13 protein-coding genes are annotated in these 14,223 nt (G+C 60.0%); 1 reads left to right on the top strand and 12 read right to left on the bottom strand.

All coding sequences use genetic code 11. The annotated features are described in order from the left end of the window. Window positions 1-652: 652 nt before the first annotated feature. The 5 genes from speF to LAB08_RS16600 all read right to left on the bottom strand — a co-directional run bounded on the left by speF (window position 653) and on the right by LAB08_RS16600 (window position 6,292). Complete coding sequence (gene speF / locus LAB08_RS16620) at window positions 653-2,830, bottom strand: ornithine decarboxylase SpeF (RefSeq protein WP_096510763.1); 2,178 nt, start codon at window positions 2,828-2,830, stop codon at window positions 653-655. A gap of 137 nt (window positions 2,831-2,967) precedes the next feature. After that, window positions 2,968-4,317: an ATP-binding protein gene (locus LAB08_RS16615; protein WP_096510765.1), complete on the bottom strand. Its 1,350-nt coding sequence runs from the start codon at window positions 4,315-4,317 to the stop codon at window positions 2,968-2,970. Beyond that, window positions 4,293-4,958, bottom strand: a complete 666-nt coding sequence (locus LAB08_RS16610) for a response regulator (protein ID WP_096510767.1) — start codon at window positions 4,956-4,958, stop codon at window positions 4,293-4,295. The genes LAB08_RS16615 and LAB08_RS16610 overlap by 25 nt, the downstream gene beginning before the upstream one ends. 102 nt (window positions 4,959-5,060) lie before the next feature. After that, window positions 5,061-5,495, bottom strand: a complete 435-nt coding sequence (locus tag LAB08_RS16605; RefSeq protein WP_096510769.1) for a hypothetical protein — start codon at window positions 5,493-5,495, stop codon at window positions 5,061-5,063. Between the two features lie 32 nt (window positions 5,496-5,527). Beyond that, window positions 5,528-6,292: a COG4705 family protein gene (locus LAB08_RS16600; protein ID WP_096510771.1), complete on the bottom strand. Its 765-nt coding sequence runs from the start codon at window positions 6,290-6,292 to the stop codon at window positions 5,528-5,530. Window positions 6,293-6,651: 359 nt separating this feature from the next. Here LAB08_RS16600 and LAB08_RS16595 point away from each other — a divergent pair, with 359 nt between their 5' ends. After that, a complete protein-coding gene (locus LAB08_RS16595) occupies window positions 6,652-7,437 on the top strand; it encodes a DeoR/GlpR family DNA-binding transcription regulator (protein WP_096510773.1) in 786 nt (261 codons plus the stop codon). A 141-nt stretch (window positions 7,438-7,578) separates the two neighbouring features. Here the strand turns inward: LAB08_RS16595 and LAB08_RS16590 are convergent, their stop codons facing one another. From LAB08_RS16590 to LAB08_RS16560, 7 genes are all read right to left on the bottom strand, one after another. Continuing rightward, window positions 7,579-8,862: an NAD(P)/FAD-dependent oxidoreductase gene (locus LAB08_RS16590; protein ID WP_096510775.1), complete on the bottom strand. Its 1,284-nt coding sequence runs from the start codon at window positions 8,860-8,862 to the stop codon at window positions 7,579-7,581. Between the two features lie 87 nt (window positions 8,863-8,949). Continuing rightward, window positions 8,950-10,314 carry a glutamine synthetase family protein gene (locus LAB08_RS16585; RefSeq protein ID WP_096510777.1) on the bottom strand — a complete coding sequence of 455 codons (1,365 nt, stop codon included), beginning with the start codon at window positions 10,312-10,314 and terminating at the stop codon, window positions 8,950-8,952. A gap of 414 nt (window positions 10,315-10,728) precedes the next feature. After that, window positions 10,729-11,190, bottom strand: a complete 462-nt coding sequence (gene moaE / locus LAB08_RS16580; RefSeq protein ID WP_096510779.1) for a molybdopterin synthase catalytic subunit MoaE — start codon at window positions 11,188-11,190, stop codon at window positions 10,729-10,731. Between the two features lie 2 nt (window positions 11,191-11,192). Then, window positions 11,193-11,444, bottom strand: coding sequence for a MoaD/ThiS family protein (locus LAB08_RS16575; protein WP_096510780.1), 252 nt, complete (start codon window positions 11,442-11,444; stop codon window positions 11,193-11,195). Continuing rightward, window positions 11,441-11,926, bottom strand: coding sequence for a cyclic pyranopterin monophosphate synthase MoaC (gene moaC, locus LAB08_RS16570; protein ID WP_096510782.1), 486 nt, complete (start codon window positions 11,924-11,926; stop codon window positions 11,441-11,443). The genes LAB08_RS16575 and moaC overlap by 4 nt, the downstream gene beginning before the upstream one ends. A 64-nt stretch (window positions 11,927-11,990) precedes the next feature. Beyond that, a complete protein-coding gene (gene fdhD / locus LAB08_RS16565) occupies window positions 11,991-12,827 on the bottom strand; it encodes a formate dehydrogenase accessory sulfurtransferase FdhD (RefSeq protein WP_096510784.1) in 837 nt (278 codons plus the stop codon). A 138-nt stretch (window positions 12,828-12,965) separates the two neighbouring features. Further along, the gene (locus tag LAB08_RS16560; RefSeq protein ID WP_096510785.1) at window positions 12,966-13,856 is read right to left on the bottom strand and encodes a LysR family transcriptional regulator; all 891 of its coding nucleotides are present in this window, start codon (window positions 13,854-13,856) and stop codon (window positions 12,966-12,968) included. Window positions 13,857-14,223: the final 367 nt, after the last annotated feature.

The following is a 14,223-nucleotide window of genomic DNA, read 5'->3' as shown; positions in this document are numbered from 1 at the left end:
AAAGGGTGTGTCAAAAATGAAGCACTCTAAGCTCGGGTCTTTTCGACTGACGAGAGTGTCTGTTCAATGAAATTGAGTTGGCACTAAGATAGTTCCAAGAGTCAAAGCTACCGCACGACCCGTGTATCGGGCCTGCAAGTCGATAGTTACTCTAATGTTTCCATGTGATCGGCGAACGCCGACTAGTACTCCGATGTTGGCCTACTTTTGATAGGTCGACTTAGTTATCTGCCAGTCTTGCGAAACTGTCAAATGCTGTCAGTCAAAATGCACGCCTTTTATCCAAAAAAATCAGGGAGTTAACAGCAAGCGCTTGTTTTGAGGGGTAATTTTTTTTTCGTCGATTGAATTAAACTTTTTCTGCGGCGTGAAGTCGTGCTGGGGAGATTGAAGAGGGGGGTGTAAAGTTGCCGATACTGTAAATTTATACTCGTGTAAATGACAGGAGAACTCATTAACTACTTGGGCCTGGCATAAAACGAAGACTAATATGTAATTGTCTTGCTCTATTGTTTCAACGATGGAACAGGTGTTGCAGCGGGAGTTGAGATGGATCCAATACTGGTCCTCTCTGAACGTGCTTGCGCATCAAGTACAACTGGCTTTCGCCCAGACAGCCCTGTGGCTGCCTGGGTGAAAGACCTGGCCGGGGTCAAGCCTTGATCACATACCCATAAGCACGAATACGCCCACCGTCCTCCTTCAAATACACACCTTGCAGTTCCGGGGTAAACCCGGGCAAGGCATTGATGCCTTCTTCCAGCGCCAGGAAGTATTTCAGCACCGCGCCGCCCCAGATTTCACCCGGCACCACGCAGAGCACGCCAGGTGGGTAGGGCAGTGCACCTTCGGCGGCGATGCGGCCGTCTGCGTCGGCCAGCGCCACCAGTTCGACGTTGCCACGGATGTACTCGATTTGCGCGGCCTGGGGGTCCATGGCTTTTTTCGGGAAATGCTCTTTGCGGAACATCGCCTTCTGCAATTGCTGCACATTGTGCTTGCGGTAGAGGTCGTGCATTTCCTGGCAAAGTTGGCGAATAGTGTAATTGCGATAGCGCTCTTGATGTTGCGCGTAGATGGCCGGCAACACCCGGCTCATCGGTGCGTCGTCACTGACGAAACGCTCGAAACGAGCGATCTGCGAAGCGAGGTGAGTCATCTTCGCCCAGTCTTCCGCCGGGGTGAGCAGGAACAGGATCGAGTTCAGGTCGCACTTTTCCGGCACGATGCCGTTTTCCCGCAGGAAGTTGGCAAGAATCCCGGCGTGAATGCCAAAGTCGGTGTAACTGCCGTCCACCGGGTCGATGCCCGGCGTGGTGAACAGCAACTTGCAGGGGTCGATGAAGTATTGTTTTTCGGCATAACCGGCGAAGGCGTGCCAGCGATCCTTGGGGTGAAACTCGAAGAAGCGCACATCGGCGGCAATCTCTTCGGTCGGGTAGTCCTCCCAGGCGCGGCCTTCGATGGTGTCGGGTACGAACGGACGGATCATGGTGCAGGCTTCGAGGATCAACTTGCGCGCATCGATGCCGAACTTCACGCAGTCTTCCCACAGGCGCAGGCCACTGCGGCCGGAATGTATGCGCGCATTGACGTCCAGTGAGGCAAAAATCGCATAGAACGGGCTGGTCGAGGCCTGGGCCATGAACGCATTGTTCAAGCGGTGATGATTGCAATAGCGCGCCTGGCCCTTGATGTGGCGGTCTTTCTTGTGGATCTGCGAGGCCTGGGAAAAGCCGGCCTGCTGTTTGTGCACCGACTGGGTGACAAAGATGCCCGGATCGTTCTCATCCAAATCGAGCAACATGGGCGAGCAATCCCGCATCATCGGGATGAACTGTTCGTAACCGACCCACGCCGAGTCGAACAGGATGTAGTCACACAGTTTGCCGATGCGATCGACCACTTGCCGGGCGTTGTAGACGGTGCCGTCGTAAGTGCCCAATTGAATGATCGCCAGGCGGAACGGCCGTGGCAGGTTGGTTTTTTCCGGCGCGACTTCACTGACGAGTTCGCGCAGGTAAGCTTCTTCAAAGCAATGGGCGTCGATGCCGCCGATAAAGCCGTAGGGATTGCGCGCGGTCTCCAGGTACACCGGCGTGGCGCCGGCCTGGATCAGCGCCCCCTGGTGGTTGGATTTGTGGTTGTTGCGGTCGAACAGCACCAGGTCGCCGGGGGTCAGCAGGGCGTTGGTGACGACTTTGTTCGCAGCCGAGGTGCCATTGAGGACGAAGTAGGTCTTGTCGGCGTTGAACACCTTGGCCGCGTGCATTTGTGCCCTGAGGGCCGGGCCTTCGTGGATCAGCAGGTCGCCGAGCTTGACGTCGGCGTTGCACATGTCGGCGCGAAACACGTTTTCACCGAGGAAGTCGAAAAACTGCCGGCCCGCCGGGTGCTTGCGGAAAAACTGGCCGCCCTGGTGACCGGGGCAGGCGAACGTGGCGTTGGCCGATTCGGTGTACCGCTTGAGGGTGTCGAAAAACGGCGGCAGCAGGCTGTCTTCATAGGCTTTGGCCGCCGTTTCCAGTTGATTGCCATGGTATTGGGCGTTTTTGCTGGAGGGATCGAAAATTCCGGTTACCTGCAACAGTACGTCTTCCAGATGCTTGTACACGTCGCGGGCGCGGGTGCCGTGGGCGGCGACCAGAAAAATCGGAATATTGAAACCGGTGCGTTGCAGGTCTGCCAGGGCACCGCCCATGACATCATTGACGTCAAACACGGCGGCGGCGACGTCGGTGTAGTCGGTCCGTGTGATGGGGATGACTTCGCGGGTCGTCAGGAAACAGTCGAGTACGGTGTCGCTCGCGGCAATCTTCAATGCTTTCATGCTGGGAAATCTCCTGGCAGACATCCATTTGTCCACCGTTGTTCAAGAGATCATTGTGCTGTGGCGGCGCCCTCAAGCGCCTTGATCCAAAGCAAGCCAACACTGGGTATAGATCAAGTTCGGGAATCGCCAAGGTTTTACCGGCTAACGGTCAACCACAGCGATACACACAAGCCGCGCCGCTCCCGCTCGTCCGTAAAGCCCAGGCGCACCCGTGCCCCGGTACGATCCATGATGGCCTTGACGATCGAAAGCCCCAGCCCCGAGCCGGACACCTGGGTCCCCAGGCTGCGATAAAACGGATCGAACACGCGCTCCTGTTCTTCACTGGCGATGCCTGGCCCGGAGTCCTTGATCTGCAACAGCGCGGCGCCGTTCTCAAGTGTCACCGACAGGTCCACCCGCCCTCCCTCCGGGGTGTAGCGGATGGCGTTGTCCACCAGGTTTTTGACAACGGCCAACAAGTCCGCGTCATGGATCATGACCCGCACGTCTTCGCCGGCCTCGACGCCGATGTCCAGGTGCTTGACCTCGGCCAGCGGCCACAGATCCTCCAGGACACGTCGATAGACGTCATGGACAGAGACCGCTGTCGGGAGCGCAAGCCCCGAGGCTGATTGCACCCTGGCCAGGGTCAAGAGCTGATCGATCAGGTTCCTGCCACGTTCGATTCCACGCCGCAACTGCAGCAGCCGCTCGCGCGCCGGGGCCGACATGTCGGCGGCGGCCAGGCGCTCGGCTTGCAAGGACAGGGCCGTCAGGGGCGAGCGCAGTTCATGGGCGGCGTCGGCGACGAAACGGCGCTGGGTTTCCATGGACTGTGCCACGCGCTTGAGCAATCGATTGATGGCCACCACAAAGGGGCGGATCTCGACGGGCAGGTGCTGTTCGTCAATCGGGTGCAGTTCCTGCTCGTCGCGCCGGTCGATTTCAGAGGACAGCGTGGCGATGGGGCGGAACAGTTTGCGCACCAGGTCGCTCACCACCAGCAGCAGGACGGGGAGCAAAATCAGGAACGGCAGCACACTGCGCAGCGCACTGGCGCGGGCATCCGTGTCACGGGCGCCGGTTTCTTGCGCCACGGCGATGCGCTGACCCTGGCGGGTGGTTTTGACCAATACGCGAAACGCCTCGCCGGCGATGGGCACGGTCGACAAGCCGTCCGCCAGCGTCGTCGGGAAGGGCAAAGGCGTGCCGACGTCGTCGTTGCCGGACGCTTGGCTGCCATCGGCCAGGTACTGAACAATGATCCGGGTTTCGTCATCTTCTTCGACGGGATTTTCCGGATACTTGAGCGTCATTTGCTGCCGATCGAACAATTCGGCCATTTGGCGCAGGGTGTCATCCTGCATTTCGTGGGCCTCATCGAAGGCTGAAACGTAGGCGAAAACCCCTGCCACGAACGCAATGATCAGGATGGCCAGCGACAGGGCAACGGACAGCCTGAGCTGGACCGACTCCCCTAAACGTTTTTTGAAACCATCCATCCCATACCCCTGACGTTTTTGATCACATGGTTGCCCAATTTGCGGCGCAGCGCATGGATCAGGTACTCCACCGCGTTGCTTTCCACTTCATTGCCCCAGCCATAGAGACGGTCTTCGAGTTCACTGCGCGAGAGAATCGCGCCAGGTCGGATCAACAGGGCTTGCAACAGGGCGAATTCGCGGCTGGAAAGCAGGACATCAGGGTATTGTTCGGTGCTGGCTTCCTTGGATACCAGGTCCAGGGACACGATGCCATTGTCGAGCCGCGACGAGGCGTTGCCGTTGTGACGGCGCAGGACGGCCCGCATGCGCGCCAGCAGTTCGGCCATTTCGAAGGGCTTGAGCAGGTAGTCGTCTGCACCGCCGTCGAGGCCACGCAATCGATCATCGAGGTTGTCCCGGGCGGTGATGATGAGCAGGGGTACCGGGTTGTTCTGGCCGCGAACGCTGTTCAGTACCCCGAGCCCATCCTTGCCGGGCAAACCGAGGTCCAGCAGCACCAGGTCATAGTGCTGATTCTCCAGCGCGGCCAGGGCGACGAGGCCGTCTTGCACCCAGTCGGTGGTGTAGCTCGCGTCCTTGAGGGCGCCCTGGATCGCGTCGCCGATCATCGGGTCATCTTCGACCAGCAGTATCCGCATAGCCCGCTCCAGAAAAAAAAGAGGCGCGACGGTAAACACCGTCGCGCCTGTATTGAAACACCTGTTCAGGGAATTGTCCGCCGCCGTATCAGCGTGCGTCGGTCATGCTTTGCTTTTCATCGAATCGAAGGCTTTCATCAATTCATCCATGGCTGCCTTGCAGTCGGCCTGGACCGGGCTGCTTTTACGCAGGGCGGAGAGGGCATGGTCGATGGCCTTGTCTACCACATGCCAGTCGGCGGCAGCGCGGGGCTTGATGCCGGCTTCGGCTTCATCCCAGGTGGTTTCCAGGTCCTTGATCCGGGCTTTTGCACCAGGCAGGTCACTTTTGTCGACAAGGCCGGCGACGTCGGCGGCGATGTTGCGGAATTGGGACAGGTCGCCCAGTTTCGAGCCCGCGTTGGTCTGGGTGGTCACTGCACCCGTGGCACCGGCACTGGGTTTGTCGGCGGGTTTCGAACAGCCGGCGGCGATGCTCAGCAGCGCAATGGAGGTGACGATGGCGACGTGGCGGATGGCGTTATGGAAATAGCGCATGGCGATGGATTCCTTGGATGGCTCTTGAAAATTTACGAAGTGACTTGTTTGCGGTTGCCGACGCTCATTTGCGCGACCGCAACCAGAATGACAATGACGGTCAGGAACAGGGCGCTGGTCCAGGTCGCGCCCATGCCGAGCCCGCCGTAGGTTTTGGATTGAGTCAGCAAGTCGCCCAGGGACGCACCAAAAGGGCGGGTGAGGATGTAGGCGATCCAGAAGGTCAGCACGACGTTGCCGCCCAGGCGCCAGGCGACGAGTGTCACGGCGATCAAGGCGCCAAAGATGACCGCGCCGAGGGTGAAGCCCAGGCCCAGTGCTTCGGTGGCAAGGTCACCCGCCGCTGTGCCCAGGGCAAAGGTGCACAGCACCGTGGCCCAATAGAAGAGCTCGCGCCGGGGCGTGACGATTTCGCGGATGGAAAGGTTGTGCTCGATCCGGTACCAGACCAGAAAGTTGATCACCAACAGGACCGAAAACACTACCGTGCTGACGTAGAGACTGACGTCCAGCATGTCGGTGAGAATATCGGTGATCTGGGTGCCGACGATGCTCACCAGTACCACGGTGAGCCAGTAGATCCAGGGCGTGTAGGCCTTGGTGCGAAGTTGGCAGGCCAGGGCGATGGCCAGCAGCACGGCCATGCCGATGCTGGTCCAGCCAGCCCCGAGGCCCGCGTCGACGGCGAGGAAGTCGGCGCCGGTTTCACCCACCGTGGTGGACATGATCTTGATGACCCAGAAGGACAGCGTCACTTCGGGCACTTTGTTGAGCCAGCCGGCTATGGTCGGGTTCATGTCGAATCTCCTGTGCAGCGCTATAAAGTGCGCAGGAGAAAGGCTACCGAGCGAAACTTAGCTGAAACGTAGGAGTGGACGCCGTGCAACCATGCTGCCGATCAGGCGTGCACCAGCGCGATGGTGAACGAGACCACGATCATGCAGGCAAAAGCGAAATTGAGATTCATGAAGTTTCCATCCAGAACATGAGTGACGGCGCCATTCTGAACAGGCCGGGAGGAAATAAGAAATTCGCCTTAATGATTTGAAAGATCGAAGGAATTGATACTTGGCGTGGTTGCCAGGGGTTTGTATTTGCGCGGTGGTTTGTCTAATCTCGCACAAACACGCAACTACGCGCATAAACAGGCAAAATCATGCACGACCATTCTCCCGCCGAACTCCCTCACCTGCGCCGGCAGAAAATTCTCTTGATCCTCGAGCGCGACGGCAAGGTCATGGCGTCCGAGCTGAGCCAGCATTTCGCAGTCTCCGAAGACACCATTCGCCGCGACCTGTCGGAACTGGCCACGGCCGGTCTGGTGCAGCGGGTGCACGGTGGGGCGTTGCCGCGACCCAAGGACACCGGCAAGGATTACTTCACCCGCATCAGCGAAACCGATGAGGTGAAAACCCGCCTGGCGCAGCTGGCGGCCAATCGGGTCGAGAACGGGCAGATCGTGATGTTCGACTCCGGGACCACGACCTTGCAGATCGCCCGGTCGTTGCCGCCGGACATTTGCATCACGGCGGTCACCGCGTCGCCGATGACGGCGATTACCCTGTCCGAAAACAAAGGCATCAAGGTGATTCTGGCCGGTGGTCAACTCAATCCCGCGACGATGTCGGCCAGTGGCCATGAAACCCTGCGCTTGCTTGCCGGCATCAAGGCCGACCTGTTGTTCACCGGGGTGTGCGCGATTCACCCGCAAATCGGCATCAGTTCCCTGCACTTTGACGAAGTGCCGGTGAAACAGGCGATGCTCGACAGTGCGTCCCACGTGATTGCGGTCACCACCGCGGACAAGCTGGGGGCCGTGGAACCGTTCGTGGTCGCGCCGTGTACGCGCTTGCACACGCTGATCACCGAGCGCCATGTGGCGTCGGGCAATATCGAGGACTACCGCGCGCTTGGGATCGAGGTGGTGCAAGTGGAGGCTTAAGCCTCGATTTTTTGGTCGACCTCGCCCCCTGTGGGAGCGAGCCTGCTCGCGAAGGCGGTGTAGCAGCCGACACATATATTGAATGTGCCGGCCTCTTCGCGAGCAGGCTCGCTCCCACAGGTCTTGTGCCGATAGCTGATCTCAACGCAACCGCTCAAGCATCTGGTAGTACCACATGCCCGCGGCGAGCATCGGGTTGCCGAGCAGGTCGCCCATGGGCACGCGGATGTGCTGGCACGCGGCGAAGGTGTCGTACTGCTGCAGTTGCCCGGTGATCGCCCGGCCCATGATTTCGCCCATGATGTGCGTGGTGGCGATGCCATGGCCGGAGTAGCCCTGGCAATACCAGACGTTGTCCGACAGCTTGCCCAGTTGCGGGATGCGGTTGATGACGATACCCATCGCGCAACTCCACTGGTAATCGATGGCCACGCCCTTGAGCGCCGGGAACGTCTGCTCGATGCACGGGCGCAGTTCGGCGGCGATGTCGCGCGAATCCTTGCCGCTGTAGTTGGCGCCGCCACCGAACAGCAGGCGACCGTCGGCAGTCAGGCGGTAATAATCGAGCACGAAGCGGCAGTCATACACGGCCAGGTCTTCGGGGTTGATCTGTTTCGCCAGATCGCCCAGCGGCGCGGTGGTGACGATGCCGCCCATGGCCGGGAAGATCTTGCCCTTGAGCTTTCCCGGTTCCAGCTTGTGGTAGACGTCGCCCGCCAGCAGCACCTGATTGGCGTCGATGCGACCATGGGCGGTGCGTACGCCGGGCGTGTCGCCGTGGATGATCTCCAGCACTTCGCTGTTCTCGAAAATCAGCGCACCCAGGCTCTCGGCCGCCCGCGCTTCACCGATGCACAGGTTCAGCGGGTGCAGGTGCATGTTGCGGGTGTTTTTGATCGCCCCACAGTACAGGTCGCTTTGCAGCAGGTCGCGCACCTGGCTGCGGTCGAGCAGGCTGACCTCATCGCCCATGCCACGGCGCACGGCCTCGTCGTAATCCTTGCGCAAACCGTCCATGTGGCTGGGTTTGTATGCCGCGTGCAGGTGACCGTGCTTGAGGTCGCAGGCAATGCCGTATTTTTCCACCCGTTGCTGGATGATCCGGTGCCCGCGCCAGCGCAGGTGCCAGATGAAGTCATCGACTTCATCACCGAGGGTGCGGCGCATCTGCTTGCGCATCGCTTCGTCGCCCGAGAGGCTGCCGGTGACCTGGCCACCGTTACGCCCGGTGGCGCCCCAACCGATCTTGTGGCTTTCGACGATGGCGACTTTCAGGCCTTTTTCCGCCAGCTCGACGGCCGTGGCGACGCCGGTGAAACCGCCGCCGATGATCACCACATCAACCCGGTGTTGGCCTTGCAGGGTCGGGTAATCGGTGTCCTGGTTGAGGGTGGCGGTGTAGTAGGAGTTAGTTCGTTGAGTCATGACTGTGTCCAGGAAAAAGAAGGCAGAGACGTACCCTGTGGGAGCAAGCTTTGCTCCCACAGGTTTTGGGGTGGATGACCGGGCGCGTCACGCCTCAGTCAGATACCAACGCCAATCCTGCTCACCCACTTGCGCCATGAACTGCCGGTACTCGGCACGCTTGACCGCCAGATACACCCCAAGAAATTCCTGCCCCAATGCATCCCGCGCCCACCCCGAATTTTCCAGCGCCGTCAGCGACGTCAGCCAGTCGGTCGGCAGCAGTTGGGTGGCTTGCGCATAGCCGTTGCCTTCAACCGGCTCGCCCGGATCGAGGTTTTCGCTGATGCCGCGATGGATGCCGGCCAGAATCGCTGCCGCCGCCAGATAGGGGTTGGCGTCGGCGCCACAAATGCGGTGTTCGATGTGTCGACTGTTGGCCGGACCACCGGGAACCCGCAGGCTGACGGTACGGTTATCGACGCCCCAGGTCGGTGCCAGCGGCGCATAACTGTTGGCCTGGAAACGCCGGTAGGAGTTGGCGTTGGGGCAGAACAGCAGCAACGAATCGAGCAGCGAGGCGAGCATGCCGCCGACGGCTGTGCGCAGCAGCGGTGTGCCCGCCGGGTCTTCGGAGGCGAACAGGTTGCGGCCCTCGGCATCGGCAATGCTGACATGCATGTGCATGCCGGTGCCCGCCAGATGATCGAAGGGTTTGGCCATGAAGGTGGCTTGCATGCCGTGCTTGTGCGCGATGGCTTTCACCAGCCGCTTGTAGCGCACGGCCTGATCCATTGCCTGCAAGGCATCGCCGTGTTCCAGGGTGATTTCCACCTGACCCGGCGCGTACTCGGAAATCGCCGTGCGCGCCGGAATATCGTGGAGTTTGCAGGCCGCATAGAGGTCGGCGAGGAACGGCTCGATCTGCTCCAGTTCGCGCAGGCCATAGACCTGGGTGTGCCTCGGTCGGCCGCCGTCGGCATCCAGCGCCGGTTGCGGGCGGCCATGGTGATCGCGCTTGGCATCCAGCAAATAAAACTCCAGCTCGCACGCCATCACCGGGTGGTAACCCTCGGCTTTCAGGCGCTCGATCACCTTGATCAGCAGGTGACGCGGGTCGGCGATGCTGGCGGGCATGCCTTCTTGCGGGTGCATGCTGACTTGCACTGCCGCCGTTGGAATCTGCCGCCAGGGCAAGCGCACCAGGCTGCCTTCCAGCGGGTAGGCGCGGCAGTCGATATCGCCGACATCCCACACCAGCCCGGAGTTTTCGACGTCGTCGCCCTGCAACGTCAGGCCGAGGATGGTGCTGGGCAGCGGACGCCCGCTTTCATACACCGCCAACAGTTCTTCGCGGTGCAACAGCTTGCCGCGCGGCACGCCGTTGGCGTCGAGAATGAACAGCTCGATCATGTCGATATCGGGATTGTTCGCCAGAAAGGTTCGGGCGTCTTCAAGGGCTGCGAATTTCATTGTTCGTCACTCACGTTGGCGCCACGCAGGCGCACGGATTCAGGCCAGGGCACAACGACGGGTACAGCCCGGTGTGTGCTGGCAGCGATAGCGAAAAGAGGGAGGGCTCTACGCGTTGGGGGCGCGATCAGGCGAGCAGGGTGCTATCCGGCGGACGTGCGGAGTGACGCAGTTTTGAGCGGCGCAGGGCCATGGGCAGGTTGACGATGCGTTTCATGAGGCAATGCCGTCCACGGCCAGCAGCGAGGTGGCGTGAATCGAGACATGTTGCTCTGACGGCAATTTGCTCATGCATCTTTTCCAGCAAGGGAAAACGTCGGTGGCCGATGACAGGCCATCCGGGGGTGACTGGATACTAGGGGTGAACGGGACGCCTGTAAACTTCTGTTTCAACGCCGCGATTCTGGAAAAGGGTTATTGCTCCGCCACCCTCCAGCGCTGGACCGCTGATCGGTCGCTGTCACGGGCATCAACCCAATGCGAGCCAGAGACCCCGTCTTCACGCTTCCAGAACGGCGCGTCGGTTTTCAGAAAATCCATGATGAACGCGCAGGCCTCGAAGGCCGCTTGACGGTGCTGACTGCTCACGCCGACGAACACAATGGGATCAGTCACCGACAATTGGCCGATCCGGTGCACGATCACGACCTTCTTCAGCGGCCATCGAGCCATGGCACTGTCGATGATCGTCTGCAGCGAGCGCTCGGTCATGCCCGGGTAGTGCTCCAGGAACAAACCGGCGACCGCTTGGCCGTCGTTGATGTCACGCACGTAGCCGACAAAATTGACCACGGCGCCGATACCCGGGTCGTTCGTGCGCAGGCTGTCGATCAACTGGCCGATGTCGAACGCTTTGTATTGGACGCTAACGCTCATCTTCAGCCCCCGGTGACCGGTGGGAAGAAGGCGATCTCGTCGAAGTCTTCGATCACCTGATCGGTCTGACACAGCTCTTGGTTCAACGCGCACATCAGGTTGCTTTCGCCGAGGACTTCGCGCCACAACTCACCGCGAGCCATCAACAGTCGGCGCACGTCTTCGATGGTTTTGAGATCGGCGGTCAGGGGCAGTTTTTCACCGCCCAGATCGAGCTGTTCGCGGTAGCGGGCGAAGTAGTTGATCAGGATCATTGGGCATCCTCGTATTTGAAGTGACCCGAGCGGCCACCGTGTTTGCTGAGCAGGCGGACATCGTCGATGACCATGCCGCGATCCACTGCCTTGCACATGTCATAAAGGGTCAGCGCGGCGACGCTGACGGCGGTCAGCGCTTCCAGCTCGACGCCGGTCTGGCCCTCGACGCGGCAGGTGCCGACAATTTTCACACTGTCCGGCGCGCAAGCCTTGAGTTCGATGTTGATCGAGCTGAGCAGCAAGGTGTGGCACAGCGGGATCAGTTCACTGGTTTTCTTCGCCGCCATGATCCCGGCGATCCGCGCCACGGCGAACACATCGCCTTTGGGATGGCCATCGCTCTGGATCAGCCTCAAGGTTTCGGGGCGCATGCGCACCCAGGCTTGGGCTTGGGCCTCGCGCTGGGTCGAACGCTTGTCGCTGACATCGACCATGTTGGCGCGGCCCTGGCTGTCGAGGTGGGTCAAGCCATTGGGCAAGGAATCTGAAGGGGGTGTCACGGGTCACTCCTGCGCCGGTCAGCGCGATGATCATTGGTCGGTATCAAGCCGGGCTGTAGAGGCGAGGCGCGTTGCGATGGGGCACGTGGATCAGGTTGAGGCGATGCTTGATCGCCCATTGCACGGTCAGTGCGGTGGGCGCGGACAGGCTGACCAGCGTGCCGAGTTTCGCCCTGACCGCTTTGTGAATCAGTTCCAGGCTGCAGCGACTGGTCACCACCGTGAACCCGCAGCGGCTGTCGATGCCCGCGTGTTGCAGGGCGCCGATCAATTTATCCAGCGCGTTGTGGCGACCGATGTCTTCGCGGCAGATCAGTGCTGAACCCTGGTTATCGAAGTACAGCGCCGCATGCAGCGCACCGCTGCTGCGGGCCATCTGCTGCGCGTGTTCAATTCGCTCGCGGATGCCGATGAAATGTTGTGTCGGGGGCAGGGCCACGGGGTCGAGAATGTCCAGTTTCGGCAAGGCCTGCTCCAGCGCTTCGACGCCGCAGAGTCCGCAACCACTGGTGCCGGCCATTTGCCGGCGGTGGTGCTTCAAGGCCCAGAAGGCGCGGCTGGAAATCTGCACGTCGGCTTGCACCGCCTGGTCAAAATAGCTCAGGCGCAGGTCGTAGATTTCGCTCTGGTCCTGGACGATGGCGTTGCTGACGCTGAAACCGCGAATGAAGTCTTCGAGGTTGCCGGGCGACACCATCATCACCGCCTGGTTTAAACCGTTGTAAGTGATCGCCAGGGCAATCTCCGCCGCCAGTGCCGCCAGTGCCGCCTGGCCCATTGCCGCGCTGCTATCGTATTCGTGAAAGTTCACATTCAACGGTGTTGGGGCGGGGGCGTTGGTGTCACTTCGATCAATGCTTTGTTCAACTTGGCACAACATGTAAAGAACCTCGAAGCGCTGAATTGAGTTCAGGCTACGGGTAACTTCTTAGTGCGTCCAATCGCTTGTTCCGATGCGCCGATTGGTGATGTCTATCGTTCCGTTCAACGTTGTATTTATATTCCGGTTAATTAGCGTTCAGTTCTTCGATGGAAATAACAGTCGCGCTTCGGCGAAACACTTTTCGGCAATCGCCGAGCGTGGTTCGGTCTTGCGCATGACCAGCCCCAAGGGGGCGAGCACACTGGCATCCGGCAGGTCGATGAACGCCAGATGTTCGATGGGCTCTTCCAGCCCGCTGTTCAGCGGCATGATCGCGCAACAAAAACCTTCGTGGATCGCCTGGAGCAATTGGTAAGTCGAGTCGCTTTCCAGGATCGGCTGCGGGTTGAGCCCACGGCTGCGGAAACTGAGGTCAATGGATTTGCGGTAGTGCATGCCATTGCTGATCATCCCCAACGGCAGTTCGGCAGCGTCTTCCCAGCTCATTTGCGTGCCCTCGAAATGGAAGTGCCGGGTGTCATACAGCAGCCCGACGCGGGTCTCGCCGATCTCGAAAAACTCGAAGTAGTTCGGGTTGACGTGATCGAGGTAGCACACGCCCAGGTCCAATTGGTTATTGCCCAGGCTTTCGATGATCTGATCGGAACTCAGGGAAGACAGGCTGAACTTGAGCTCCGGAAAGCGCTGGGACAACCCTTTGATGTAGGTGACGGGGTTGAAGCTGCTCAGGGGCACCAGGCCCATGCGCAAGTTACCCACCAGTTGACCACGGCACGCGGCGGCTTCGGCGAACAGCCCGTCGTGTGCGGCCAGCAGGGTTTTGGCCCACGCCAACACACGTTCACCGGCCTGGGTGAATCCTTCGAAACGCTGGCCACGGGTAACCAGTTCCAGGTCCAGTTCATCCTCCAGATTGCGCAGGCGCATCGACAGGGTCGGCTGGGTGATGTGGCAGCGCGCGGCGGCCTGGCCGAAGTGGCGGGTCTGCTCCAGGGCGATCAGGAACTTGAGTTGTTTGATGTCCATGACGGCACCTGCTGATGGATAAATGGAGAGGTAAGTATTGACGCGAGGGCGCAAGACACAAGATTTGTACCGATGACGATCTCATTGCCGTCGGCGGGCGTCCAATCACTACTATTTAAAGGGTTATCGATGGGCTCTATCACAGGTCCGACAAACCTGTAGGAGCAGCCGGTCGACGCTCGATCGCTCGCGAAAAACGTAAGGGCGCCGCTGGGCATCTGATTTAACGCGTTATCGTTAACGACCATCGCGAGCTCCTACAGGGGTTCTGTTAATCCCGTTAATGGGTAATAGACAGGCTCGATAGTGCAGTTGGTTAGAGTGATTAGACAGTGCTCGTTTCTGCGCTTTAGTCTCTGGAAGTTAT

Source organism: Pseudomonas izuensis (genome assembly GCF_002356535.2).
Classification (GTDB): domain Bacteria; phylum Pseudomonadota; class Gammaproteobacteria; order Pseudomonadales; family Pseudomonadaceae; genus Aquipseudomonas; species Aquipseudomonas izuensis.
The sequence above is the reverse complement of the archived record's forward strand: the minus strand, read 5'-3'. Positions and strand labels throughout refer to the sequence as shown.

Excerpts from the sequence above, each read along its gene's own strand:
- speF (WP_096510763.1), bottom strand. The coding sequence starts at position 2,830 with ATGAAAGCATTGAAGATTGCCGCGAGCGACACCGTACTCGACTGTTTC.
- LAB08_RS16585 (WP_096510777.1), bottom strand. The coding sequence starts at position 10,314 with ATGAAATTCGCAGCCCTTGAAGACGCCCGAACCTTTCTGGCGAACAAT.
- LAB08_RS16595 (WP_096510773.1), top strand. The coding sequence starts at position 6,652 with ATGCACGACCATTCTCCCGCCGAACTCCCTCACCTGCGCCGGCAGAAA.
- LAB08_RS16590 (WP_096510775.1), bottom strand. The coding sequence starts at position 8,862 with ATGACTCAACGAACTAACTCCTACTACACCGCCACCCTCAACCAGGAC.
- LAB08_RS16605 (WP_096510769.1), bottom strand. The coding sequence starts at position 5,495 with ATGCGCTATTTCCATAACGCCATCCGCCACGTCGCCATCGTCACCTCC.
- moaE (WP_096510779.1), bottom strand. The coding sequence starts at position 11,190 with ATGAGCGTTAGCGTCCAATACAAAGCGTTCGACATCGGCCAGTTGATC.
- LAB08_RS16610 (WP_096510767.1), bottom strand. The coding sequence starts at position 4,958 with ATGCGGATACTGCTGGTCGAAGATGACCCGATGATCGGCGACGCGATC.
- LAB08_RS16560 (WP_096510785.1), bottom strand. The coding sequence starts at position 13,856 with ATGGACATCAAACAACTCAAGTTCCTGATCGCCCTGGAGCAGACCCGC.
- LAB08_RS16600 (WP_096510771.1), bottom strand. The coding sequence starts at position 6,292 with ATGAACCCGACCATAGCCGGCTGGCTCAACAAAGTGCCCGAAGTGACG.
- LAB08_RS16615 (WP_096510765.1), bottom strand. The coding sequence starts at position 4,317 with ATGGATGGTTTCAAAAAACGTTTAGGGGAGTCGGTCCAGCTCAGGCTG.
- LAB08_RS16575 (WP_096510780.1), bottom strand. The coding sequence starts at position 11,444 with ATGATCCTGATCAACTACTTCGCCCGCTACCGCGAACAGCTCGATCTG.
- fdhD (WP_096510784.1), bottom strand. The coding sequence starts at position 12,827 with ATGTTGTGCCAAGTTGAACAAAGCATTGATCGAAGTGACACCAACGCC.